31 protein-coding genes are annotated in these 21,017 nt (G+C 50.6%); 19 read left to right on the forward strand and 12 right to left on the reverse strand.

Features of this window, described 5'->3' with window-relative positions; genetic code table 11:
* Nucleotides 1–45 precede the first annotated feature (45 nt).
* From ACG0Z5_RS13325 to ACG0Z5_RS13380, 12 genes are read right to left on the reverse strand one after another with little or no spacing between them, the layout of a single operon-like run.
* Nucleotides 46–816 (reverse strand): prepilin peptidase, encoded by a 771-nt coding sequence (locus ACG0Z5_RS13325; RefSeq protein ID WP_394448028.1) that lies wholly within the window; start codon nt 814–816, stop codon nt 46–48.
* On the reverse strand, nt 809–1,279 hold the full coding sequence (gspM, locus tag ACG0Z5_RS13330; RefSeq protein ID WP_394448030.1) for a type II secretion system protein GspM: 471 nt from the start codon (nt 1,277–1,279) through the stop codon (nt 809–811). The genes ACG0Z5_RS13325 and gspM overlap by 8 nt, the downstream gene beginning before the upstream one ends.
* Nucleotides 1,276–2,424, reverse strand: coding sequence for a type II secretion system protein GspL (gspL, locus tag ACG0Z5_RS13335; protein ID WP_394448032.1), 1,149 nt, complete (start codon nt 2,422–2,424; stop codon nt 1,276–1,278). The genes gspM and gspL overlap by 4 nt, the downstream gene beginning before the upstream one ends.
* Entirely contained in the window at nt 2,421–3,425 is a 1,005-nt protein-coding gene (gspK, locus tag ACG0Z5_RS13340; RefSeq protein WP_394448034.1) for a type II secretion system minor pseudopilin GspK, read from the reverse strand. Before gspK ends, gspL begins: the two co-directional genes overlap by 4 nt.
* Entirely contained in the window at nt 3,422–4,039 is a 618-nt protein-coding gene (gene gspJ, locus ACG0Z5_RS13345; RefSeq protein ID WP_394448036.1) for a type II secretion system minor pseudopilin GspJ, read from the reverse strand. The genes gspK and gspJ overlap by 4 nt, the downstream gene beginning before the upstream one ends.
* Nucleotides 4,023–4,397, reverse strand: a complete 375-nt coding sequence (gene gspI, locus ACG0Z5_RS13350; protein ID WP_394448038.1) for a type II secretion system minor pseudopilin GspI — start codon at nt 4,395–4,397, stop codon at nt 4,023–4,025. The genes gspJ and gspI overlap by 17 nt, the downstream gene beginning before the upstream one ends.
* Nucleotides 4,394–4,891 carry a type II secretion system minor pseudopilin GspH gene (gene gspH / locus ACG0Z5_RS13355; RefSeq protein ID WP_394448040.1) on the reverse strand — a complete coding sequence of 166 codons (498 nt, stop codon included), beginning with the start codon at nt 4,889–4,891 and terminating at the stop codon, nt 4,394–4,396. Before gspH ends, gspI begins: the two co-directional genes overlap by 4 nt.
* Before the next feature lie 2 nt (nt 4,892–4,893).
* Entirely contained in the window at nt 4,894–5,337 is a 444-nt protein-coding gene (gspG, locus tag ACG0Z5_RS13360; RefSeq protein WP_319629241.1) for a type II secretion system major pseudopilin GspG, read from the reverse strand.
* Nucleotides 5,338–5,347: 10 nt separating this feature from the next.
* Nucleotides 5,348–6,559, reverse strand: a complete 1,212-nt coding sequence (gene gspF / locus ACG0Z5_RS13365) for a type II secretion system inner membrane protein GspF (protein WP_394448042.1) — start codon at nt 6,557–6,559, stop codon at nt 5,348–5,350.
* Entirely contained in the window at nt 6,556–8,067 is a 1,512-nt protein-coding gene (gene gspE, locus ACG0Z5_RS13370; RefSeq protein ID WP_394448044.1) for a type II secretion system ATPase GspE, read from the reverse strand. The genes gspF and gspE overlap by 4 nt, the downstream gene beginning before the upstream one ends.
* Nucleotides 8,068–8,085: 18 nt before the next feature.
* On the reverse strand, nt 8,086–10,095 hold the full coding sequence (gene gspD, locus ACG0Z5_RS13375; RefSeq protein ID WP_394448046.1) for a type II secretion system secretin GspD: 2,010 nt from the start codon (nt 10,093–10,095) through the stop codon (nt 8,086–8,088).
* Between the two features lie 18 nt (nt 10,096–10,113).
* A complete protein-coding gene (locus tag ACG0Z5_RS13380) occupies nt 10,114–10,914 on the reverse strand; it encodes a type II secretion system protein N (RefSeq protein ID WP_394448048.1) in 801 nt (266 codons plus the stop codon).
* A gap of 195 nt (nt 10,915–11,109) precedes the next feature.
* On the opposite strand from ACG0Z5_RS13380, the gene ACG0Z5_RS13385 reads away from it, so the two are divergent.
* The 19 genes from ACG0Z5_RS13385 (at nt 11,110) to rplF (ending at nt 21,016) form a co-directional block, all read left to right on the forward strand.
* Entirely contained in the window at nt 11,110–12,648 is a 1,539-nt protein-coding gene (locus ACG0Z5_RS13385; RefSeq protein ID WP_394448050.1) for a peptidoglycan-binding protein, read from the forward strand.
* Entirely contained in the window at nt 12,645–13,106 is a 462-nt protein-coding gene (locus ACG0Z5_RS13390; RefSeq protein WP_394448052.1) for a hypothetical protein, read from the forward strand. The genes ACG0Z5_RS13385 and ACG0Z5_RS13390 overlap by 4 nt, the downstream gene beginning before the upstream one ends.
* A 249-nt stretch (nt 13,107–13,355) precedes the next feature.
* Complete coding sequence (gene rpsJ / locus ACG0Z5_RS13395) at nt 13,356–13,667, forward strand: 30S ribosomal protein S10 (RefSeq protein ID WP_001181005.1); 312 nt, start codon at nt 13,356–13,358, stop codon at nt 13,665–13,667.
* A 32-nt stretch (nt 13,668–13,699) separates the two neighbouring features.
* Nucleotides 13,700–14,329: a 50S ribosomal protein L3 gene (gene rplC / locus ACG0Z5_RS13400; protein WP_016538466.1), complete on the forward strand. Its 630-nt coding sequence runs from the start codon at nt 13,700–13,702 to the stop codon at nt 14,327–14,329.
* A 10-nt stretch (nt 14,330–14,339) separates the two neighbouring features.
* On the forward strand, nt 14,340–14,945 hold the full coding sequence (rplD, locus tag ACG0Z5_RS13405) for a 50S ribosomal protein L4 (RefSeq protein WP_319629234.1): 606 nt from the start codon (nt 14,340–14,342) through the stop codon (nt 14,943–14,945).
* Nucleotides 14,942–15,244 carry a 50S ribosomal protein L23 gene (gene rplW, locus ACG0Z5_RS13410; protein WP_038158532.1) on the forward strand — a complete coding sequence of 101 codons (303 nt, stop codon included), beginning with the start codon at nt 14,942–14,944 and terminating at the stop codon, nt 15,242–15,244. Before rplD ends, rplW begins: the two co-directional genes overlap by 4 nt.
* A 17-nt stretch (nt 15,245–15,261) precedes the next feature.
* Nucleotides 15,262–16,083, forward strand: a complete 822-nt coding sequence (gene rplB / locus ACG0Z5_RS13415; RefSeq protein ID WP_248239223.1) for a 50S ribosomal protein L2 — start codon at nt 15,262–15,264, stop codon at nt 16,081–16,083.
* A gap of 16 nt (nt 16,084–16,099) precedes the next feature.
* Nucleotides 16,100–16,378 (forward strand): 30S ribosomal protein S19, encoded by a 279-nt coding sequence (gene rpsS / locus ACG0Z5_RS13420; protein WP_001138115.1) that lies wholly within the window; start codon nt 16,100–16,102, stop codon nt 16,376–16,378.
* Nucleotides 16,379–16,392: 14 nt separating this feature from the next.
* Nucleotides 16,393–16,725 (forward strand): 50S ribosomal protein L22, encoded by a 333-nt coding sequence (gene rplV / locus ACG0Z5_RS13425; RefSeq protein ID WP_000448832.1) that lies wholly within the window; start codon nt 16,393–16,395, stop codon nt 16,723–16,725.
* Nucleotides 16,726–16,742: 17 nt separating this feature from the next.
* Nucleotides 16,743–17,441, forward strand: a complete 699-nt coding sequence (gene rpsC, locus ACG0Z5_RS13430; RefSeq protein ID WP_006817277.1) for a 30S ribosomal protein S3 — start codon at nt 16,743–16,745, stop codon at nt 17,439–17,441.
* Nucleotides 17,442–17,453: 12 nt separating this feature from the next.
* Nucleotides 17,454–17,864 (forward strand): 50S ribosomal protein L16, encoded by a 411-nt coding sequence (gene rplP / locus ACG0Z5_RS13435; protein WP_002919759.1) that lies wholly within the window; start codon nt 17,454–17,456, stop codon nt 17,862–17,864.
* The gene (rpmC, locus tag ACG0Z5_RS13440) at nt 17,864–18,055 is read left to right on the forward strand and encodes a 50S ribosomal protein L29 (protein ID WP_097164997.1); all 192 of its coding nucleotides are present in this window, start codon (nt 17,864–17,866) and stop codon (nt 18,053–18,055) included. Before rplP ends, rpmC begins: the two co-directional genes overlap by 1 nt.
* A complete protein-coding gene (rpsQ, locus tag ACG0Z5_RS13445; protein WP_097164998.1) occupies nt 18,055–18,309 on the forward strand; it encodes a 30S ribosomal protein S17 in 255 nt (84 codons plus the stop codon). The genes rpmC and rpsQ overlap by 1 nt, the downstream gene beginning before the upstream one ends.
* Before the next feature lie 164 nt (nt 18,310–18,473).
* Nucleotides 18,474–18,845 carry a 50S ribosomal protein L14 gene (gene rplN / locus ACG0Z5_RS13450; RefSeq protein WP_000613954.1) on the forward strand — a complete coding sequence of 124 codons (372 nt, stop codon included), beginning with the start codon at nt 18,474–18,476 and terminating at the stop codon, nt 18,843–18,845.
* Between the two features lie 10 nt (nt 18,846–18,855).
* Nucleotides 18,856–19,170 (forward strand): 50S ribosomal protein L24, encoded by a 315-nt coding sequence (rplX, locus tag ACG0Z5_RS13455; RefSeq protein ID WP_159776919.1) that lies wholly within the window; start codon nt 18,856–18,858, stop codon nt 19,168–19,170.
* Nucleotides 19,171–19,184: 14 nt separating this feature from the next.
* The gene (rplE, locus tag ACG0Z5_RS13460; protein WP_110512466.1) at nt 19,185–19,724 is read left to right on the forward strand and encodes a 50S ribosomal protein L5; all 540 of its coding nucleotides are present in this window, start codon (nt 19,185–19,187) and stop codon (nt 19,722–19,724) included.
* A 14-nt stretch (nt 19,725–19,738) separates the two neighbouring features.
* Nucleotides 19,739–20,044 (forward strand): 30S ribosomal protein S14, encoded by a 306-nt coding sequence (gene rpsN, locus ACG0Z5_RS13465; protein ID WP_074780832.1) that lies wholly within the window; start codon nt 19,739–19,741, stop codon nt 20,042–20,044.
* Nucleotides 20,045–20,077: 33 nt separating this feature from the next.
* Entirely contained in the window at nt 20,078–20,470 is a 393-nt protein-coding gene (gene rpsH / locus ACG0Z5_RS13470) for a 30S ribosomal protein S8 (protein WP_042396027.1), read from the forward strand.
* A 12-nt stretch (nt 20,471–20,482) separates the two neighbouring features.
* Nucleotides 20,483–21,016 (forward strand): 50S ribosomal protein L6, encoded by a 534-nt coding sequence (rplF, locus tag ACG0Z5_RS13475; protein WP_319629233.1) that lies wholly within the window; start codon nt 20,483–20,485, stop codon nt 21,014–21,016.
* The last annotated feature ends 1 nt before the right edge of the window (nt 21,017 follow it).

Consider the following 21,017-nt stretch of genomic DNA (forward strand, 5'->3'; position numbering starts at 1 on the left):
TTCAGAGCGGTAAGCATACTTTTGCCGCTCTGCATGTCAGTGCTGCTAGCCGTTCCAGGTTTGCCACACAAAACTCAGCCAGCCCGCTACGCTTAGCCACGGACCGAAGGCGATGTGTGGTTGTTTGTTGCCGTGTAAGATAAGGCGGCCCAGGGCATAAATTAGTGCCAGCACCGAGGACAGTAACAAGATGCTCGGTAAGGCCTGCCACCCACACCATGCTCCCAGCGCGGCGAGTAATTTAAAATCACCAAAGCCCATCCCTTCTTTACCCGCCAGCAGTCGAAACGCCTGATAAACCAGCCACAGCGCCAAGTAGCCTGCTATCGCGCCAAGTACAGCGTCGCGTAGGTCGATCCCCATAAAAAAACAGTGATACAGCAGGCCCAGCCACAATAACGGCAACGTTAGTTTGTCTGGCAGTAAACAATGCTGCGCGTCGATTTGCGTTAATGCCAGTAGGAACCAAAACAACAGGCAGATGGCCAGAGCGTCAGGAAGCAGTGGAAACACGCTGGTAATCAGCGCAAACATCAATCCGCAAACGGCTTCCGTCAAAGGATAACGCAGAGAGATCGGCGAGTGGCAATCACGACAACGTCCCTGCAGACAGAGCCAACTGAGGAGTGGAACGTTGTCTCTGAAGCGAATCGGATGCTGACAATGAGGGCAACAGGATCCGGGCCAGGCAATGTTGCTGAGGGGTGAGCTGCTATCTTTAATACCTCGGGGCATGCGATAGACGACCACATTCATAAAACTGCCGATAAGCAAACCCAAGACGCCCATCAGGACTATCTCAATAACCTTATCCATGGGTCTTCACCTGGCGCAGCTTGAGCGTGATGACTTTCACATTGTTCTTCCCCGCAGAGTGAGCGGAAAATTCGAGTTGTGTGACCTGTAAACCGCTACGCTGTAAAGCCTGAAGCCAGGTGAACAGCGTATTGGCGGGTAATGGCGAGAGAGAGACCGACAAGGTCTGAGGATCGGCTTTTTGGCTTTTATACTGAATGCCACTCTGCCTGGCGGTATTCGCCAGCAGTTGCTCCATCGTTGCCGTCGTGGGATTTGCCGGAACAATACCCTTACGATGAGCGGCATTTTCCAGCCATACAATTTCATCTGCGAGGCGTCTGTTCTCATCGGATAGGCGTGCGATACCCTTGTTCAACGGCGTAACGATGCCATACATGATACCCGCCATTAAACAGCAGCCTGCCAACAGAAGGATGAAAACTTTTTCCCGGAGCGTTTTGCCCTGCCACCAGTTGATCATGGTTTAGCTCCGCTGGTTAACACCATCAGACCAGCGGTCTCACTTGGTTGCACGGAAAAATTAAGATCGTCATGGGTACGTTGTATGAATTGTGCCATCTGGGCAGGATCTTCAACTTTCAGAGTTAACCTCAAGGCGTGTTTGTCCTTGTCATATGCGAACTGACGAATCTTAAGCTTCGGGAAATCCTGCAGGTTTTGCGAAACCAGTGACAGGCGAGACATGACGTCAGGCCAGGTTTGTCCGGAGGCGGATTCGAAGAAGAATTTAAAGTTACTGCTCCGCGTGTCACCGGGGAAATAGCGGCTCCACAGGGCCTTACCTTGTGCTTTCAGGTCTGCGTTTTGCTGGCTAACTTGCCAGAGAACCAATCCCTTTGCGCTTAACCAGAGTAAAAGCGCCAACAACAGCGCGCCGCCGACGAGCTTTTTGTAAAACGGCTTAACCGCTACAACTGGCGGTCGCACGCGAAACGGGCCGTGAAGCAGGTTGATGTTTGCGACCGTCGTCGGCTGTTGATGCCAGTCTGTGTGCCTGTCTTGTGCGGGCAGAATTTCTGTCGGTTCATGGGCGACGGGTAGGGGATTAAAACTGAGTATTTTTTGTGCCGGATGACACATCAATAAATGTTCAAGCAGGGCGGTGTTGAGCACAGAAAATTTGTGTTCCGCATAGCGCATGAGCCAGCTGCTCTCGTGCTGAAGGAGTGTCCAGGCCTGAGGCTCAAAGGGCAAATCATAACCATCAGGCAGTGCCCGTCTGACTGTGACGCCCGCCAGACTGAGGCTGTACAGAATATCAGTCAGGACCACTTTGCGGATGCCCGCGAGTTGTAAGCTGCCTTCATTGCGCGCCAGAATACTCCAGTGGAGATCGTCTGGGTTTTCTGCCACCGCATCTTCCGTTAACCAGCCAAGGGTTTGCGCCGTCATGCTGTAGTCCTCCGCCGGAGGGGTCACTTCACGGAAGTAAAAATGCTCTGGGGAGAGTAGCAACAGGGCGCTGTCCTTCCCGGGTAAATCACACAAGCAGTTGGGCTCAGTGATGTCAGCGAACTGCTGCATGACCGGCTCTCCGTGCTCATTATGATAACGACACTCAAGTGTGTTTACGCCGGGGCGCAAAATTAACGATTCCATTTTCATCGACTTCCCTTCATGTGTTCGTATACGCCGACGGTGCGGGTTACGATTAACACTTTTTTCTCTTTTTCATCGTATTCAAGCTGGCTGGTAAAATATTGCCGTCCATCGTCCTGCTGAATGTTTGTTTCCAGCCTGAAAAAATGGCTAAAGGTGGTAAGAATGCCTTTGGCTGCGGCAAAATCTTGGTCATGTCCTGGAAAGGTTTTCTTCAGATAGCCCGCCAACTGAACCGTGTTTTGCCAGGTTTGCGACGACCGGTTGGCAAACAGTGTTTCAACCTCTCTGGCTGATATCACGTTGTTAAATATGGCGGCCAGCAGGGACGCATGCCGGGCGGTCAGGGTGCTGACATTGATTCGCAATTCGGTTGTGGGTAACGCACACAGATTGGGGGCCAGGCGTTGATAAAGCGCCTGGCTCATGCCCTGAACGCTTTTGAGCTCAGAGACGCTTACGAACAGGGTGTTTGCATTGTCATGTGGGATCTCCCGGGTGTGGTAATACTCACTTTCTGCCCCGGCACGACGTGGAATATCGTCGCTGTCGATAAAGTCCGCAATTGAATCAATAATGGTGTCTGCTTGGGCGCCTTCCGCACCGCTGTTGGCCAAAAGGGCGCGGAATGTTTTTACGCTGTACGGTTCATCAGCCATTGAATCTACGGGCACGGCAGACAGGACATTGAGGTTAAAACAGTTTTGCGCATCTTCCAGGTGCCAATGCACGTTGCGTTCGTCGGACAATTCAATGTCATGTGGCTGGGCCCAATACTGATCCGGCGAGGTATATTTGGCATTGTCCTTAAGGTCCTGTTGCAAAATACGCACAGCCTGTTGTTCTGCTATTCCAACGAGTTCATTTTTCGCCAGACGGGAGGCGGTATAACCGGTGCGTTTCAGGTTCACCTGAAAACGTAATGTCATTTCTGTCGCCAGCGCTGCCATGATTGCCAGAATCATCAGCACAACCAGTAGCGCCATGCCTTGTTGCTGTCGTTTCATTGTTGTTTTTCCGGAGACTCAGGTGCGCTCATCCCTGGCTGGAGATGATATTCCGGCAGGCGAACGAGTCGCATGACAGGGCCCGGATCGACCAGCCCAAAAGTAAACTCAACTGCCTGCGGTAGCGTTTTGCCGGCGTCATTCTTATCAAGGAAAGCCCCTTGCGCGTAATAGCGCAGCGTAAAACTGTCTACGTTATCAAGCATAGGCATCACCAGTGTCGGTTTTACGGCATCCGGATATTGCCAAACCTCACGATAAAGCACGCCTTTTTTCAGATACCAATGGACCCGCTGGATGGCGGGTGTACAGCAGGCATTCAATACGTCATCCGCACGTGCGGTAGTCAGCGTTAAGTCGGTTTGGCCGGCTTCAATCACTTGGGTACTATTCCTGAGTGGGCGTGGCACAAACTGCCTGATGTCTTTTTCGAGCTGGTTGACGGTGCGTAATAATGCGCTGAAGCGTTGCTGGTGCTTTTTGGTCGTTTCGTTACTGTTGATAGACGCCGTCAGGAGCTGGCCCGTCATTAGCGTGAGCACGGCAAACAGAACAATGGCTATCAAGACTTCCAATAAGGTAAAACCTGATTGACTTTTAGGGCTGTGTGGCATTTTCTGGCTCCATCACATAGCGTTCGAGCTGAACGTGTTGGCCGTTTTCCAGCGGGACCTTCACCTGCCAGCGGGTCATGTCCTCTACTTCACTTTGCCCCACCGCAAGCGTCCATTCCCACTCGCTACCACCCATTAACATGCTGCCGTGTTGCGTCTTTGCTTCACTACTGTTCGCCAACGCGAATGTGGTCAGTACGTTGTCTGCCACCCACGTGGCGAAGACGTTGTCCCGCATCGCCGTCGTGGCTGAAAGTTGCCCATTGATGCTGGAAATTAACGTCATGCTGACTGCCGCGAAAATCACCATCGCTAACAGAACCTCCAGGATAGTGAATCCGTCATGCTCCGTTTTCATCGACCTTTCCCTGGTGTGAAATGCAGCGGTAAACCGCCCTGACTTGTGAGGGTGAAAAGGGTTTTGCCACTGTCCCGGTCTTCGACCTGCAAGGTAAACGGGGTGATTTCTCCATCAGGAGTGACGACGATTTGCGGCGACTGACTGGAGCGCTGTTTGAGTGAGGCGGGTAAGAGCCGAATATGCCATGACTCATCCCACTCGCCTTTCGATGGCAGGCGGTACAGGGTGTCTGGCTCTTGCCACTCTTTTCCTTCAGACACCACAAACTGCCAGTCTGCATCCTGGATCCTCAGACCAATAAGCCTGTTTTCCATGGTCGCCCAGTCTGCTGCATACTCAATAAGAACATTGAGTTGCTCACCGGTTTTTGCCGCTTTTCCCTGTGAGCCATTCAGTTGGCCAGTCGTCAACATGACCGTCGATGCGCTCAATGCGATTACGACCAGCACCAGCAGCATCTCCAGTAGGGTGAAACCCTTCGACGCATTCATGGTTATTTTTTCGCTTTATCCAAATCCCAGTTGTTGATGTCATCCGCCGTACCGGCTTCGTTGTCATCACCTGCGGAAATCAGATCGAATGCACCATGCTCCCCAGGGCTGACCAGCAAATAATCATTTCCCCATGGGTCTTGTGGTAACCGTTTGATATAACCCGATTCGTTGTAATTAGTCGGAACCGGATTGGTCGTCGGTTTAGTCACCAGGGCGACCAGACCCTGACTGGTGGTGGGATACTTATGGTTATCAAGCTTGTACATATCGAGCGCGTTTTCGAGTGCAACGATATCACTGACCGCTTTCTGTCGGTCGGCACGCTCTTTGTTGCCCATTAGATTGGGCACCACCAGGCTGGCTAATACGCCCAGAATGACAATGACCACCATGAGTTCCATCAGGGTAAAGCCTTGCTGATGATTATGCTTATTAAGTTCCATTTTATGATTCCTAACTTATCAATGAGTTGAGTTGCAAAATAGGTTGTAAGACCGCCATGATGATGAACAGCACAATGAATGACATCGAGACCACCAGAGCGGGTTCAAACAGGGCTAACCCTAGCGTGATGCGGTTTTGCAGCAGGGTCTCTTGCTGGTCGGCTGCACGTTCCATGAGTTCCCCCAGTTGTCCACTTTTCTCACCTGAGGCGACCATATACAGCGTCATCGGTGGGAACAGATCGCACTTTTCCAGCGCGGTATGGAATCCTGAGCCCTGACGAACCCGGTCTGCCGCTGCCGTTAGCCGCTGGCGGATTTCACTGTTGCCTATCCCTTCACCGGACAATGTCATGCCCTCGAGTAGTGGCACACCGCTGGCTTGTAAGATGCTCAACGTACGCAGATAACGTGCGCAGTTAATCGCCCGGATGAGCCCGCGAAACAGAGGTAAATCGAGCAGTTTGCGATCCATCCGATGGCGATTGAGTGGTCGGCGACGCCAATAGATAAATCCGGCGGTCACCATCAGCATCAGCACTACTGCGGCGAAACCATAGCTCTGCAATGAGTCACTGATGGCCAACAAAATGCGTGTGGTTAACGGCAGTTGCTGCTTCATATGGACAAATTGTTCGACTACTTTCGGCACCACCGCGGTGAGCAGGATTGTGACAACGATGATCGCGACGCTGGTTAACATGGCGGGATAAACCAGGGCCTGAATCAGTGAGCTACGGGTTTTCTGGCGTATTTCGTTGTAATCCGCCAGTTTTTCCAGCACCAGTCCGAGCTGACCACTTTTTTCGCCGGCTTTAACCAGCGTGCGGTAAATGCTGTCGAAAACATGTGGCCATACTGCAAGGGCATCCGACAGGGGATGACCGGAAAGAATATGTTCGCGCAGGCTCGCTAAGATCTTACCCAAGCTGTTGTTTTTGTTTTGCCGGGCGATAACATGCAACGCTTCTTCCAGTGGAAGGGAGGCGTTGGCAAGGGTGGCAAGTTGGCGAGTAAAGAGTGAAAGTTCATGACCCTTGAGCTTCAGACGCGGTCGAAACAGACCGGATTGTCTGAGCGATAGCCCTTTTTTCTCATCAATGGCAACCGGGATTAAACCTTGCTCTCGCAATGTTTCCCGGGCGGCTTTAAGACTGGTGGCTTCGAGGGTGCCTTGTTTTTTGGCCCCTTTTGCATCGAGGGCGCGCCATTGATACATCATGGTGCAGTCACCTCGGGATCGTGTTGAGCGGCCGTGACCCGCATCACTTCCTCAAGCGTGGTTTCGCCTGCAATGGCTTTTAACAAACCATTTTCCTGCAGGCTAGAAGACGTTCGGCGCAGACACGCTTCAATGGCGTGTTCGTCCGCATCGTGATGGATGATGGTACGTAACGCACTGTCCACCACCATGATTTCATGGATAGCCAGGCGGCCGGAATAGCCGCTACCCCGACACTGCGGGCAACCAGCGGCCTGCCAGACGGTTTTAACGTCAGGTGCCACCTTAATCAGCAGCGATTGTTGATCGGGGCGCACATCTACCTGCGTCCGGCACGCGGTGCATAACTTGCGCACTAGTCGTTGCGCGATAACGCCCGACAATGAGGAAGAGAGCAGAAAAGGTTCGACCCCCATGTCTCGCAAACGCGTGACCGCCCCGCTGGCGCTGTTGGTATGCAGCGTGGAGAGCACCAGATGGCCGGTTAAAGACGCCTGTACGGCAATTTGCGCGGTTTCGTTATCGCGAATTTCCCCGACCATCACGATGTCAGGGTCCTGACGCAGGATGGCACGTAATCCACGTGCAAACGACATATCCACTCTGCTGTTAACTTGCGTTTGACCAATGCCTTCGAGTTCATATTCGATAGGATCTTCAACGGTCAGAATGTTGCGTTGCGGCGCGTTTAATTCTGACAGCAGTGCATACAGAGTGGTGCTTTTACCGGAGCCTGTAGGGCCTGTGACCAGGATGATGCCATGCGGCTGTTGAGTCAAAAAATGCAGACGCGCGGCTTCCGTGTTATTCAGACCCATTTTGTCGATGGATAGCCGCAGACTGGATTTATCCAGCAAACGTAGCACGGCGCGTTCACCGTATTGGGAGGGAAGGGTGGAAACACGTACATCAATGTTTCTGCGCCCCAGCCTGAGTGAAATTCGCCCATCTTGCGGTAAACGTTTTTCGGCGATGTCCAGACGCGCCATAACTTTGATGCGCGAGAGCAACAGCGGCGCTAACTTTTTGCCTGGCTGAAGGACTGGCCGCAGAACACCGTCCACACGAAAACGGATAACCAGTGACTTTTCAAAAGTCTCGATGTGAATGTCTGATGCGCCTTCTTTGACCGCTTCGTGCAGAATGGCGTTAATCAGGCGAATAACCGGGGCGCTGTTTTCTTCACTAAGGAGATCGGCGTTATCGGGTAACTCCTCCGTCAGTGCTGCAAGGTCAATATCCTGATCAAGATCCTGGGCAATTTGCTGAGACTCACCGCTGCTCTGATGGAAAATCTGCTCCAGGCGCTCTTCAAAGGGCTGGCGTTCTAGCGCTGTAAAAAGCGCGCATTCGCCGTTTAGGTGATGCAGGTCCAGCACATTTTCGAGTGCAGTATCGACGCAGTACACCAATTCGTGACCGACTCTGACCGCACCATATTTGGCCGCCAGCGCATAGCTTGGCGGGACGATTCGTTCCGCCTGTTCCTGCTCAATAGGTTGCTCCATCACTGATTCCATTCTCCGTTATTGCCGAAAAGGATTACGTGGAGCGGCAGGGGTCGATGCAGCTTGAGGCGCCGGATTTGTTGGGGCGGCAGGTATTTTAGGCGCGTCAAAATCGACTTCCTTCAACACCGGACGTTCTTCGTCATCGATACCCACTAACCCGCTGCGCGAATCATCAATACGTTGTTTCTGTAATGAGCGGAAACGGGTGTACTTATCTTTTGATAAGGAGCGATAGACCTCATCGTCGCGAATAATCGTTGGCCGGATGAAGACCATCAGATTGCGTTTAGAGATATCGGTAGAGGTGTATCGGAACAGCTGGCCAATGACCGGGATATCACCCAGCAGAGGAACCTTTGAAACCTGTTCTTTCGAGGAGTCATCAAGCAACCCGCCGAGTACTACCGTTTCGCCGGTTTTCACCAGCACGGCGTTTTGGATGGTGCGGGTATTAAACGTCGGGCCGAGATCGCTCGAGGTACCTGAGGTGGTATCGACGCTGGAAACTTCTTGCTCGATTTCCATCAGTACGGCATCACCCTCGTTAATTTGTGGCGTGACTTTTAACTTAGTCCCGACGGTTTTACGTTCAACGGTATTGAAAACGTTGTCACCGGAAGTCGTTTGCGATCCTGAGAGCACCGGCACATCTTGCCCAACGTTGAAGGACGCTTCTTTATTGTCCAGCGTGACGATGCTAGGCGTGGCGAGAATATCGTTTTTATTATTCGAGGAAAGCGCCGTCAGCAGTACGCTCCAGTCGCCTTCGAAGAAGCCCGTTGCCAGGCCATTAAAACTACTGAGCGCACTGGCCATTGGATTGTCAGTACCCATGGAACCGCTCTTTTTAAACTGTCGCGCTCCCTGGGCTACATCAAAAATGGGTAATCCAGACTTGGTAAATTGTTGCCCACCCACCTCGCTGTTAGACCACTGCACTCCGAGATTGAGGCCATTTCCATCCTGCACTTCGACAATAATGGCTTCGACTAATACTTGTGCACGACGGATATCGAGCCGAGCGATGACATTTTCGAGTTCCTGCATGGTGCTTTGATCGGCAGTAATCACCACCGAGTTAGTCTGCTCGTCGGCGTTGATCGAAACATCCTCTCGGTTACTGCCCTGAGACGATGATTTCTTATCGGTCGCAATTTTTTCTGATACCCCGGTTAGAACTTCAACGATTTTGGCAGCTTTTGCATATTTAAGATAAAAAACGCGGGTATTACCCTGGGTGCTCTGCTCAACGTCGAGTCTGCTCACCAGCGACTTAAGCTTGTTGCGTATCTTCTCGGAACCACTAATGACCAGGGAATTGGTGCGTTTATCAGCAACAATTTTGGGTAAGAGAATTTGTGTAGGGCTCTCTTTGGATTCTTCACGTACCAGATTGTTGATGACTTCAGCGAGGTCGACTGCGGAAGCGTAATGCAGTTTAAGTACTTCACGCGCCTGCGTGCCATTGACGTCGACGCGCTTTATCACTTCGAGAATGCGATTGACGACGTTCGCTTTGCCGGTGATCAGCAACACGTTAGAGGGGTCGTAGTGCACGACATTGCCAATGCCACCGCTGTCCATCATCTGCCGCAGCAGGGGGGCCAGTTCACGTACTGGTACGTTCTGTAAAGAGACGACGCGAGTAATGAATTCATCGCCCACTGACGGCGTCGCGGTGTCTTTGATCTCACCCGGGGCTGTTTTTAGTGAGGCTGAGCGCACCACTTTGACCAGTCCATTATCGAGATTGACGACTGAAAAACCATAAATATCAAGTACGCTAAGAAAGAACTGATAGTATTCTTCGTCATTAAAATTATCATAACTGCGTACTGATATATTTCCCTGAACGGAAGGTTCAACCAGAATTGTTTTACCTGTGTTCTTACTTACCGCGGCGATAAACTCGCGAATATCCGCATTTTTGAAGTTGGCAGAATACTGTGCAGCGTAAGTCGGGCTTGTCGGTGTAATAATTTGTAATGCCAAAATAAATGCGAGATATTTACGAGAGAGTTTCATACTGTTTACTTCCTTGACCTATTCAACATCCATTGTTGAGGCATTGATTAACTTTTCATTACTGTTACGTAACACAGTGAACTGTGCAGAACCGAGTGTGCTGAGCTCATTTAAAGCGGCTTTCATTCCTTCAGGCTCGCTTAAAATGTGGTTGTTGATTTTCAAGGCAATATCTCCAGACTTGAAGCCTAGTCTGGTAAAACGGCTCGCGGCACCACGAGGGTATAACTTAACCCCGGTTAGTTTCTCATTCTCATAGACCGGGTTACTGATGATGAAATCACTCAGGAAGCGTGTTTTTTTCGTCTGCTCCGGTGCCTTACTTGGTGGAGTGGGATCTTCATCAAGTAGAGTCATTAGCTGAGACGTGCCATTGTTGTTAATGCGGACCGTGTTGATGTCTATTTTTTCAATGAAAACACCCGATAAGCCTTCAATGTACTCCCCCTGATTGTAATTTCGTGGGCCACCCTGACTGGTAATGATGGCTTGAGAAAATACGCGATCGTCACTGGCGATAATACCCGTTAAGGTTAGAGCGAGTGAGACGGGAGCAACTGTGGTGGCCGCAGACTTAGCGACGGCCAGACTTCCTTCGTGACTCCCATCATCCATGTTGAGATTAACATTCACTTTATCTGCAATCGCAGGCACTAAAGTCGATGAAACATTTGTGTCACGCATAGATTCACAATATGTATTCACAGTGCAAATAAACAATAACAATGTAGGCAAGATCACTCCCGCACACAGCATTTGCTGGCTATGTTTATGTAGCCAAATAATCAGGCTATCGATATCAATAATCATTTTTTTCATGGGAGGGGCTTATCGAAAAAACGAAGGATAGTGTATGTTCTTTTTTAATTTCATTCAATCTGGTCTATGGTTACCATTTGTGTGGTTGACATTTGTTGGGGGGTCCTACAGTATAAATATCAATGAAGTGTTTTTGGTTTTCTCTATTTGATCCCCAAGCATTTTGAATGGCAAAATATTAAAGGTATTGTAAAAATGTCAGGGAGTTACGAGTTCACTCAGCCCGGATTGATCTCCGAGTGGGTGGTAAACGCGCCGTGGTCAGGTGAGGTCGCTGTTTTGTTCGGTAATAAGGGTGTTGGTAAATCAACTCTTATTAATAAATTAAGCAAAACTAAATCAGATGCGTTATTAGTTTTTACAGCTATTCATCTTGGCGATAATATTCACTTAATGTCCACACGCGAACATGAGAAAGAACATGTTACCTATGCCCATGATCGTTTTTGGCTCGATATATTATCGCTGATTAATGACAAAACCTCGGAAAGTCTCATTGTCATTGACAATGCGGATTTACTGGCAGGACACCTTGATAGCTTCATTCAATCCTTTACGCAGCTCATCCCTGCGATAGGTGTCAGCGTCAAGCTGCTGCTTGTCGGGAGTGTGAAACTCAAAAACGCTAAATCGCTCAGCCAACGTCTTCCTTTATATGTCTGTCTGGATCCGCCTTCCGAAATGGAGTGCAGTGAGTATATGAACGCAATGCAGGCCGAAGACCCGTCAGGGGACGATGTTGTCTTTCGTCCAGGATTTGTACGCCATGTCTGTTTGGCCACAAAGGGCAATCTAAAGGTGATGAAAAGGATTGCCGTGATTGCTAAGCAGTTAGCTGTAGCGGAACACTCGACAAAATTAAGCGCGCGCCAGGAGAGACTGGTGATGGCTGCCGTGGGCCTGCCATACAAATCCAGGCCCAGCGCCTTTTTACTGGTTACTTACGCGGTGCTGGCGTTAGCAATTGGCTGGGGTGGGGCAGATATGATCAAATTGCCTTTCCCGACCCCACAATGGCTGAATGTGACTAAACCGACGGTCAAAGAGGCTGAGCCCGCAAAAATCACTGATGTTACATCCAATGTTCACGATGCCATGGAGCAATTGTATGCGACCTGGGGCTATGACGTGTCTGCGGAAGAGGCGTGGTGCGAACAAGCCGACCGTGCTGATTTGGTTTGCGAAAGCGGTAATGAAACGGTGAGTCATTTGGCGAGCAACGGTTTGCCCTGGATTGCACGACTCACTGTGGAGAAGCATCCACTTTATGCGGTAGTTATGCGTGTTTCAGACAATGACCTCGATCTTCTCATCAATAAAAAAACATGGACGGTCACTCGTTGCTGGTTTGATACCCACTCCGAAGGACACTACACCATGATGTGGCCACCGGCACCTGACGGTAAAAATCGCGTCACCAATAAAAGTAGCGCCGAAAGCATTATTTGGCTGGATGCAATGCTCAGCCGCGCACTGGGACTTCCGGTTGATGAAAGTGGGGACTGGACGGCAACGCTAACCGAAAAGGTAAAACTCTTTCAACGCAATGAGAAACTGCAGGCGGATGGTGTGCCGGGTAAGAATACGCTGATTAGATTGCGTCAGGCGCTGGGTGAGGCGCCAAGGTTAGTTAATGAAATGACTTCAGGCACGGACTTATCAGAATGGCTGACGGCTCAATTGCCCCTGAACTCAGATATGCCAGGCGATGCGTCGAAGGAGAACGCGAAATGATGCGGATTTACTCAGCCTTTGTGGCTCATCGTGCTAGTGACACTCCCCAGCATGTTGCGAGAGCGGGAAATGCCATAGCGCGAAATGCGTGGGTGTGGCTGTGCTTACTGGTGTGGATAGCCTGCGCACTGCTCATCGGTTATTACGCACATTATTACTGGCTACAGCGCCACCCGCGAGTGAACAGCGAAGTAACGGTAAAGGCGGTAGAGGATTATCATCTCTCCGATATGCACTATGTCTTTAAGAAGCAACCGCTACCGACAAGACTCTCGCCTGATGTCCCTGATGATCAGCCTGTCGATGAGGATGCTGAAACTCCGGCATACGATAATGTTGATGATATGCCTAACGATGACACGGCGAGCGAGGATGGCGATATGCCATCAGAAGAACAAGTGCGTAAAGATGCACTGCGTGAACAAGTCCAAAAAGCATTGGCTGAAATAGGCGACTGATGCAGGGCAAACCCCTGCCGATGCCTGAGCAATTTTAAACCATAAGAACTTGCATTTGGGCTATATGCAAGTATAATGCGCGGGCTGTCTTTAGTGACGGCGAGTTCGATAAGAGCTCCGACAACGCATTTTGTTGTCGACAATGTTCCCAATTGCGGAACTACGTAAGAACGGCTGCGCTCCCCCATCAATCGTAATGGGTGTGAGGAGTAGCCATTTCGTTTATAAAATAATTGGAGCTCTGGTCTCATGCAGAACCAAAGAATCCGTATCCGCCTTAAAGCGTTTGATCATCGTCTGATCGATCAATCAACCGCGGAAATCGTCGAGACTGCCAAGCGCACTGGTGCGCAGGTTCGCGGTCCGATCCCGCTGCCGACCCGCAAAGAGCGCTTTACCGTTCTGATCTCTCCGCACGTTAACAAAGACGCGCGTGATCAGTACGAGATTCGCACTCACAAGCGTCTGGTTGACATCGTTGAGCCAACCGAGAAAACCGTTGATGCTCTGATGCGTCTGGACCTGGCTGCCGGTGTAGACGTGCAGATCAGCCTGGGTTAATCAGGTCATCGAGCGATTGAGAGGTTGATACAATGATTGGTTTAGTCGGTAAAAAAGTGGGCATGACCCGCATCTTCACTGAAGATGGCGTATCTATCCCAGTAACCGTAATCGAAGTTGAAGCAAACCGTGTTACTCAGGTTAAAGACCTGGCTAACGACGGCTACCGTGCAGTTCAGGTTACCACCGGTGCTAAAAAAGCTAACCGTGTAACCAAGCCGGAAGCTGGTCACTTCGCTAAAGCTGGCGTAGAAGCTGGCCGTGGTCTTTGGGAATTCCGTCTTGCAGAAGGCGAAGAGTTCACCGTAGGTCAGGACATTAGCGTTGAGCTGTTTGCTGAAGTTAAAAAAGTTGACGTAACCGGTACCTCTAAAGGTAAAGGTTTCGCCGGTACCGTTAAGCGCTGGAACTTCCGTACCCAGGACGCTACCCACGGTAACTCCTTGTCTCACCGCGTTCCGGGTTCTATCGGTCAGAACCAGACTCCGGGCAAAGTGTTTAAAGGCAAGAAAATGGCAGGTCAGCTGGGTAATGAGCGCGTAACCGTTCAGAGCCTGGACGTAGTACGTGTTGACGCTGAGCGCAACCTGCTGCTGGTTAAAGGTGCTGTTCCCGGTGCTACCGGTAGCGACCTTATCGTTAAACCAGCTGTGAAGGCGTAAGGGGATAGCAATGGAATTAGTATTGAAAGACGCGCAGAGCGCGCTGACTGTTTCCGAAACTACCTTCGGTCGTGATTTCAACGAAGCGCTGGTTCACCAGGTTGTTGTTGCTTATGCAGCTGGTGCTCGTCAGGGCACTCGTGCTCAGAAGACCCGTGCTGAAGTAACTGGTTCCGGTAAAAAGCCGTGGCGCCAGAAAGGTACCGGCCGTGCGCGTTCAGGTTCTATTAAGAGCCCGATCTGGCGTTCCGGTGGCGTAACCTTCGCTGCACGCCCGCAGGACCACAGTCAAAAAGTTAACAAAAAGATGTACCGCGGCGCGCTGAAAAGCATTCTGTCCGAACTGGTACGTCAGGATCGTCTGATCGTTGTCGAGACGTTCTCTGTTGAAGCACCGAAAACCAAGCTGCTGGCACAGAAACTGAAAGACATGGCTCTGGAAGATGTGTTGATCATCACCGGTGAGCTGGACGAGAACCTGTTCCTGGCCGCACGTAACCTGCACAAGGTTGACGTACGTGACGCGAATGGTATCGACCCGGTTAGCCTGATCGCCTTCGACAAAGTCGTAATGACTGCTGATGCTGTTAAGCAAGTTGAGGAGATGCTGGCATGATTCGTGAAGAACGTTTGCTGAAGGTGCTTCGTGCACCGCACGTTTCTGAAAAAGCGTCTACCGCGATGGAAAAAACCAATACCATCGTTCTCAAAGTTGCTAAAGACGCGACTAAAGCAGAAATCAAAGCTGCTGTGCAGAAACTGTTTGAAGTCAAAGTTGATACCGTACGCACCCTGGTTGTTAAAGGCAAGGTGAAGCGTCACGGACAGCGTATCGGTCGTCGTAGCGACTGGAAAAAAGCTTACGTCACCCTGGAAGAAGGCCAGAATCTGGACTTCGTTGGCGGCGCTGAGTAAGTCGGAGGAGTAATACAATGGCAGTTGTTAAATGTAAACCGACATCTCCGGGTCGTCGCCACGTAGTTAAAGTGGTCAACCCTGAGCTGCACAAGGGCAAACCTTTTGCTCCGCTGCTGGAAAAAAACAGCAAATCCGGTGGTCGTAACAACAATGGCCGTATCACCACTCGTCACATTGGTGGTGGTCATAAGCAGGCTTATCGTATTGTTGACTTCAAACGCAACAAAGATGGTATCCCGGCAATTGTTGAGCGTCTTGAGTACGATCCGAACCGTTCCGCGAACATCGCGCTGGTTCTGTACAAAGATGGCGAACGCCGTTACATCCTGGCCCCTAAAGGCCTGAAAGCTGGCGACCAGATTCAGTCTGGCGTTGATGCTGCAATCAAAGCAGGTAACACCCTGCCGATGCGCAATATCCCGGTTGGTTCTACTGTTCATAACGTAGAAATGAAACCAGGTAAAGGCGGTCAGCTGGCACGTTCCGCTGGTACTTACGTTCAGATCGTTGCTCGCGATGGTGCTTATGTCACCCTGCGTCTGCGTTCTGGTGAAATGCGTAAAGTCGAAGCAGACTGCCGTGCAACCCTGGGCGAAGTTGGCAATGCTGAGCATATGCTGCGCGTTCTGGGTAAAGCAGGTGCTGCACGCTGGCGTGGTGTTCGTCCTACCGTTCGCGGTACTGCGATGAACCCAGTCGATCACCCACATGGTGGTGGTGAAGGTCGTAACTTTGGTAAGCACCCGGTAACTCCGTGGGGCGTTCAGACCAAAGGTAAGAAGACCCGCAGCAACAAGCGTACTGATAAATTTATCGTACGTCGCCGTAGCAAATAATATTAGAGGATAAGCCATGCCACGTTCTCTCAAGAAAGGTCCTTTTATTGACCTGCACTTGCTGAAGAAGGTAGAGAAAGCGGTGGAAAGCGGTGACAAGAAGCCCCTGCGCACTTGGTCCCGTCGTTCAACGATCTTTCCTAACATGATCGGTTTGACCATCGCTGTCCATAATGGTCGTCAGCACGTTCCGGTATTTGTTTCCGACGAAATGGTCGGTCACAAACTGGGTGAATTCGCACCGACTCGTACTTATCGCGGCCACGCTGCTGATAAAAAAGCGAAGAAGAAATAAGGTAGGAGGAAGAGATGGAAACTTTAGCTCAACATCGCCATGCTCGTTCTTCTGCTCAGAAGGTTCGCCTTGTTGCTGACCTGATTCGCGGTAAGAAAGTGTCGCAGGCCCTGGATATTCTGACCTACACCAATAAGAAAGCGGCTGTACTGGTCAAGAAGGTTCTGGAATCTGCCATTGCTAACGCTGAACACAACGATGGCGCTGACATCGACGATCTGAAAGTTACGAAAATCTTCGTAGACGAAGGCCCAAGCATGAAGCGCATTATGCCGCGTGCGAAAGGTCGTGCAGATCGCATCCTGAAGCGCACCAGCCACATTACTGTGGTTGTGTCCGATCGCTGAGACTCTGGAGACTAGCAATGGGTCAGAAAGTACATCCTAATGGTATTCGCCTGGGTATTGTAAAACCTTGGAACTCTACCTGGTTTGCGAACACCAAAGAATTCGCTGACAACCTGGACAGCGATTTTAAAGTACGTCAGTACCTGACTAAGGAACTGGCAAAAGCGTCCGTATCTCGTATCGTAATCGAGCGTCCTGCTAAGAGCATCCGTGTGACTATTCACACTGCTCGCCCGGGTATCGTTATCGGTAAGAAAGGCGAAGACGTAGAAAAACTGCGCAAGGTCGTAGCGGATATCGCTGGCGTCCCTGCACAGATCAATATCGCCGAAGTTCGTAAGCCAGAACTGGACGCAAAATTGGTTGCTGACAGCATCACTTCACAGCTGGAACGTCGCGTTATGTTCCGTCGTGCTATGAAGCGTGCTGTACAGAACGCAATGCGTCTTGGCGCTAAAGGGATTAAAGTTGAAGTTAGCGGCCGTCTGGGCGGCGCGGAAATCGCACGTACCGAATGGTACCGCGAAGGTCGCGTACCTCTGCACACTCTGCGTGCTGACATCGACTACAACACCTCTGAAGCGCACACCACTTACGGTGTAATCGGCGTTAAGGTATGGATCTTCAAAGGCGAGATCCTGGGTGGTATGGCTGCTGTTGAACAACCGGAACCGGCTGCTCAACCTAAAAAGCAGCAGCGTAAAGGCCGTAAATAAGGAGCGTCGCTGATGTTACAACCAAAGCGTACAAAATTCCGTAAAGTGCACAAAGGCCGCAACCGTGGTCTGGCGCAAGGTACGGATGTTAGCTTCGGCACTTTCGGTCTGAAAGCTGTTGGCCGTGGTCGTCTGACTGCACGTCAGATCGAAGCAGCACGTCGTGCTATGACCCGTGCAGTTAAGCGTCAAGGTAAGATCTGGATCCGTGTATTCCCGGACAAACCGATCACCGAGAAGCCGCTGGAAGTTCGTATGGGTAAAGGTAAAGGTAACGTGGAGTATTGGGTTGCCTTGATTCAGCCGGGTAAAGTCCTGTATGAAATGGACGGCGTACCGGAAGAGCTGGCCCGTGAAGCCTTCGGCCTGGCAGCAGCGAAACTGCCTATCAAAACCACCTTTGTAACTAAGACGGTGATGTAATGAAAGCAAATGAGCTGCGTGAAAAGAGCGTTGAAGAGCTGAACACCGAGCTGCTTAACCTGCTGCGCGAGCAATTCAACCTGCGTATGCAGGCTGCAAGCGGCCAGCTGCAACAGACTCACCTGCTGAAGCAGGTTCGTCGTAACGTTGCACGTGTTAAGACTTTACTGACTCAGAAGGCGGGTGCGTAATGACCGATAAAATCCGTACTCTGCAAGGTCGCGTTGTCAGCGATAAAATGGAGAAATCCATTGTTGTTGCCATCGAACGTGTTGTGAAGCACCCGATCTACGGGAAATTCATCAAGCGTACGACCAAACTGCACGTACATGACGAGAACAACGAATGTGGTATCGGCGACAAGGTTGAAATCCGTGAATGCCGTCCACTGTCCAAGACTAAGTCCTGGACGCTGGTTCGCGTTGTAGAGAAAGCGGTTCTGTAATACAGTAGCCTTTCTCAAATGGATAAACGGCTCAGAAATGAGCCGTTTATTTTTTCTACCCATATGTTGAGAGCGGTGTTATAATGCCGCGCCCTCGATATGGGGCTTTTTAACGACTCTGATTTTAGAGTCTCAGTAGTAGTTGACATTAGCGGAGCACTAAAATGATCCAAGAACAGACTATGCTGAACGTGGCCGACAACTCCGGTGCACGTCGCGTAATGTGTATCAAGGTTCTGGGTGGCTCGCACCGTCGCTACGCAGGCGTCGGCGACATCATCAAGATTACCATCAAGGAAGCAATTCCACGTGGTAAGGTGAAGAAAGGCGATGTGCTGAAAGCGGTAGTGGTGCGCACCAAGAAGGGTGTTCGTCGCCCGGACGGTTCTGTCATTCGCTTCGATGGTAATGCATGCGTTATTTTAAACAATAACAGCGAGCAGCCAATCGGCACGCGTATTTTTGGGCCGGTAACTCGTGAACTGCGTAATGAAAAGTTCATGAAAATTATCTCTCTGGCACCAGAAGTACTCTAAGGAGCGAATCATGGCAGCGAAGATCCGTCGTGATGACGAAGTTATCGTGTTGACCGGTAAAGATAAAGGTAAACGCGGTAAAGTTAAGAATGTCCTGTCTTCCGGCAAGGTCATTGTTGAAGGTATCAACCTGGTTAAAAAACATCAGAAGCCGGTTCCGGCCCTGAACCAACCAGGCGGCATCGTTGAGAAAGAAGCTGCGCTTCAGATCTCTAACATTGCAATCTTCAATGCGGCAACCGGCAAGGCTGACCGTGTAGGCTTTAGATTCGAAGACGGCAAAAAAGTCCGTTTCTTCAAGTCTAACAGCGAAACTATCAAGTAATTTGGAGTAGTACGATGGCGAAACTGCATGATTACTACAAAGACGAAGTAGTTAAGAAACTCATGACTGAGTTTAGCTACAATTCTGTCATGCAAGTCCCTCGGGTCGAGAAGATCACCCTGAATATGGGTGTTGGTGAAGCGATCGCTGATAAGAAACTGCTGGATAACGCAGCAGCTGATTTGACAGCTATCTCCGGTCAAAAGCCGTTGATCACCAAAGCACGCAAATCAGTTGCAGGCTTCAAAATCCGTCAGGGCTATCCGATCGGCTGTAAAGTAACTCTGCGTGGCGAACGCATGTGGGAGTTCCTTGAGCGCCTGATCACTATTGCTGTACCGCGTATTCGTGACTTCCGTGGCCTGTCCGCTAAGTCATTCGATGGTCGTGGTAACTACAGCATGGGTGTCCGTGAGCAGATCATCTTCCCAGAAATCGACTATGACAAAGTCGACCGCGTTCGTGGTTTGGATATTACCATTACCACTACTGCGAATTCTGACGAAGAAGGCCGTGCTCTGCTGGCTGCCTTTGACTTCCCGTTCCGCAAGTAAGGTAGGGTTACTTAATGGCTAAGCAATCAATGAAAGCACGCGAAGTTAAACGCGTAGCTTTAGCTGAAAAATACTTCGCGAAACGCGCTGAACTGAAAGCGATCATCTCTGATGTAAACGCTTCTGACGAAGATCGTTGGAACGCAGTTCTCAAGCTGCAAAGTCTGCCGCGTGATTCCAGCCCGTCCCGTCAGCGTAACCGCTGCCGCCAGACTGGTCGTCCACATGGTTATGTGGGCAAGTTCGGGTTGAGCCGTATCAAGCTTCGTGAAGCCGCAATGCGCGGTGAAGTACCTGGCTTGAAAAAGGCTAGCTGGTAATTGTCACCAATTGAATCACGGGAGTAAAGACAGATGAGCATGCAAGATCCGATCGCGGATATGCTGACCCGTATCCGTAACGGTCAGGCCGCGAACAAAGCTGCGGTCACCATGCCTTCCTCCAAGCTGAAAGTGGCAATTGCCAACGTGCTGAAGGAAGAAGGTTTTATTGAAGAATTTAAAGTTGAAGGCGACACCAAGCCGGAACTGGAAGTGACTCTTAAGTACTTCCAGGGTAAAGCTGTTGTAGAAAGCATTCAGCGTGTCAGCCGCCCAGGTCTGCGCATCTATAAGAAAAAAGATGAGCTGCCGAAAGTTATGGCGGGTCTCGGTATCGCAGTTGTTTCTACCTCTAAAGGTGTTATGACTGATCGTGCAGCGCGCCAAGCTGGTCTTGGTGGCGAAATTATCTGCTACGTAGCCTAATCGGAGGAAAAAATGTCTCGTGTTGCTAAAGCACCGGTCGTTGTTCCTGCCGGCGTTGATGTAAAAATCAACGGTCAGGTTATTACGATCAAAGGTAAAAACGGCGAGCTGACTCGTACTCTCAACGATGCTGTTGAAGTTAAACAAGCTGATAATGCACTGACCTTCGGTCCACGTGATGGTTTCGTGGATGGTTGGGCTCAGGCTGGTACCGCGCGTGCCCTGCTGAACTCAATGGTTATCGGTGTTACCGAAGGCTTCACTAAGAAGCTGCAGCTGGTTGGTGTAGGTTATCGTGCAGCGGTTAAAGGGAATGTAGTAAACCTGTCTTTAGGTTTCTCTCACCCAGTTGACCATCAGCTGCCAGCAGGTATTACTGCAGAATGTCCGACTCAAACTGAAATCGTGCTGAAAGGCGCTGATAAGCAGGTGATCGGTCAGGTTGCAGCAGATCTGCGCGCCTACCGTCGTCCTGAGCCATATAAAGGCAAGGGTGTTCGTTACGCCGACGAAGTCGTGCGTACCAAAGAGGCTAAGAAGAAGTAAG

Source organism: Scandinavium sp. M-37 (assembly GCF_043558715.1).
In the GTDB taxonomy this organism is placed as follows: domain Bacteria; phylum Pseudomonadota; class Gammaproteobacteria; order Enterobacterales; family Enterobacteriaceae; genus Scandinavium; species Scandinavium vulneris_A.

Bases quoted from the DNA above. Each gene is read 5' to 3' on its own strand.
- ACG0Z5_RS13325 (WP_394448028.1), bottom strand. From the start codon at position 816: ATGGATAAGGTTATTGAGATAGTCCTGATGGGCGTCTTGGGTTTGCTT.
- gspM (WP_394448030.1), bottom strand. From the start codon at position 1,279: ATGATCAACTGGTGGCAGGGCAAAACGCTCCGGGAAAAAGTTTTCATC.
- gspL (WP_394448032.1), bottom strand. From the start codon at position 2,424: ATGAAAATGGAATCGTTAATTTTGCGCCCCGGCGTAAACACACTTGAG.
- gspK (WP_394448034.1), bottom strand. From the start codon at position 3,425: ATGAAACGACAGCAACAAGGCATGGCGCTACTGGTTGTGCTGATGATT.
- gspJ (WP_394448036.1), bottom strand. From the start codon at position 4,039: ATGCCACACAGCCCTAAAAGTCAATCAGGTTTTACCTTATTGGAAGTC.
- gspI (WP_394448038.1), bottom strand. From the start codon at position 4,397: ATGAAAACGGAGCATGACGGATTCACTATCCTGGAGGTTCTGTTAGCG.
- gspH (WP_394448040.1), bottom strand. From the start codon at position 4,891: ATGAATGCGTCGAAGGGTTTCACCCTACTGGAGATGCTGCTGGTGCTG.
- gspG (WP_319629241.1), bottom strand. From the start codon at position 5,337: ATGGAACTTAATAAGCATAATCATCAGCAAGGCTTTACCCTGATGGAA.
- gspF (WP_394448042.1), bottom strand. From the start codon at position 6,559: ATGATGTATCAATGGCGCGCCCTCGATGCAAAAGGGGCCAAAAAACAA.
- gspE (WP_394448044.1), bottom strand. From the start codon at position 8,067: ATGGAGCAACCTATTGAGCAGGAACAGGCGGAACGAATCGTCCCGCCA.
- gspD (WP_394448046.1), bottom strand. From the start codon at position 10,095: ATGAAACTCTCTCGTAAATATCTCGCATTTATTTTGGCATTACAAATT.
- ACG0Z5_RS13380 (WP_394448048.1), bottom strand. From the start codon at position 10,914: ATGAAAAAAATGATTATTGATATCGATAGCCTGATTATTTGGCTACAT.
- ACG0Z5_RS13385 (WP_394448050.1), top strand. From the start codon at position 11,110: ATGTCAGGGAGTTACGAGTTCACTCAGCCCGGATTGATCTCCGAGTGG.
- ACG0Z5_RS13390 (WP_394448052.1), top strand. From the start codon at position 12,645: ATGATGCGGATTTACTCAGCCTTTGTGGCTCATCGTGCTAGTGACACT.
- rpsJ (WP_001181005.1), top strand. From the start codon at position 13,356: ATGCAGAACCAAAGAATCCGTATCCGCCTTAAAGCGTTTGATCATCGT.
- rplC (WP_016538466.1), top strand. From the start codon at position 13,700: ATGATTGGTTTAGTCGGTAAAAAAGTGGGCATGACCCGCATCTTCACT.
- rplD (WP_319629234.1), top strand. From the start codon at position 14,340: ATGGAATTAGTATTGAAAGACGCGCAGAGCGCGCTGACTGTTTCCGAA.
- rplW (WP_038158532.1), top strand. From the start codon at position 14,942: ATGATTCGTGAAGAACGTTTGCTGAAGGTGCTTCGTGCACCGCACGTT.
- rplB (WP_248239223.1), top strand. From the start codon at position 15,262: ATGGCAGTTGTTAAATGTAAACCGACATCTCCGGGTCGTCGCCACGTA.
- rpsS (WP_001138115.1), top strand. From the start codon at position 16,100: ATGCCACGTTCTCTCAAGAAAGGTCCTTTTATTGACCTGCACTTGCTG.
- rplV (WP_000448832.1), top strand. From the start codon at position 16,393: ATGGAAACTTTAGCTCAACATCGCCATGCTCGTTCTTCTGCTCAGAAG.
- rpsC (WP_006817277.1), top strand. From the start codon at position 16,743: ATGGGTCAGAAAGTACATCCTAATGGTATTCGCCTGGGTATTGTAAAA.
- rplP (WP_002919759.1), top strand. From the start codon at position 17,454: ATGTTACAACCAAAGCGTACAAAATTCCGTAAAGTGCACAAAGGCCGC.
- rpmC (WP_097164997.1), top strand. From the start codon at position 17,864: ATGAAAGCAAATGAGCTGCGTGAAAAGAGCGTTGAAGAGCTGAACACC.
- rpsQ (WP_097164998.1), top strand. From the start codon at position 18,055: ATGACCGATAAAATCCGTACTCTGCAAGGTCGCGTTGTCAGCGATAAA.
- rplN (WP_000613954.1), top strand. From the start codon at position 18,474: ATGATCCAAGAACAGACTATGCTGAACGTGGCCGACAACTCCGGTGCA.
- rplX (WP_159776919.1), top strand. From the start codon at position 18,856: ATGGCAGCGAAGATCCGTCGTGATGACGAAGTTATCGTGTTGACCGGT.
- rplE (WP_110512466.1), top strand. From the start codon at position 19,185: ATGGCGAAACTGCATGATTACTACAAAGACGAAGTAGTTAAGAAACTC.
- rpsN (WP_074780832.1), top strand. From the start codon at position 19,739: ATGGCTAAGCAATCAATGAAAGCACGCGAAGTTAAACGCGTAGCTTTA.
- rpsH (WP_042396027.1), top strand. From the start codon at position 20,078: ATGAGCATGCAAGATCCGATCGCGGATATGCTGACCCGTATCCGTAAC.
- rplF (WP_319629233.1), top strand. From the start codon at position 20,483: ATGTCTCGTGTTGCTAAAGCACCGGTCGTTGTTCCTGCCGGCGTTGAT.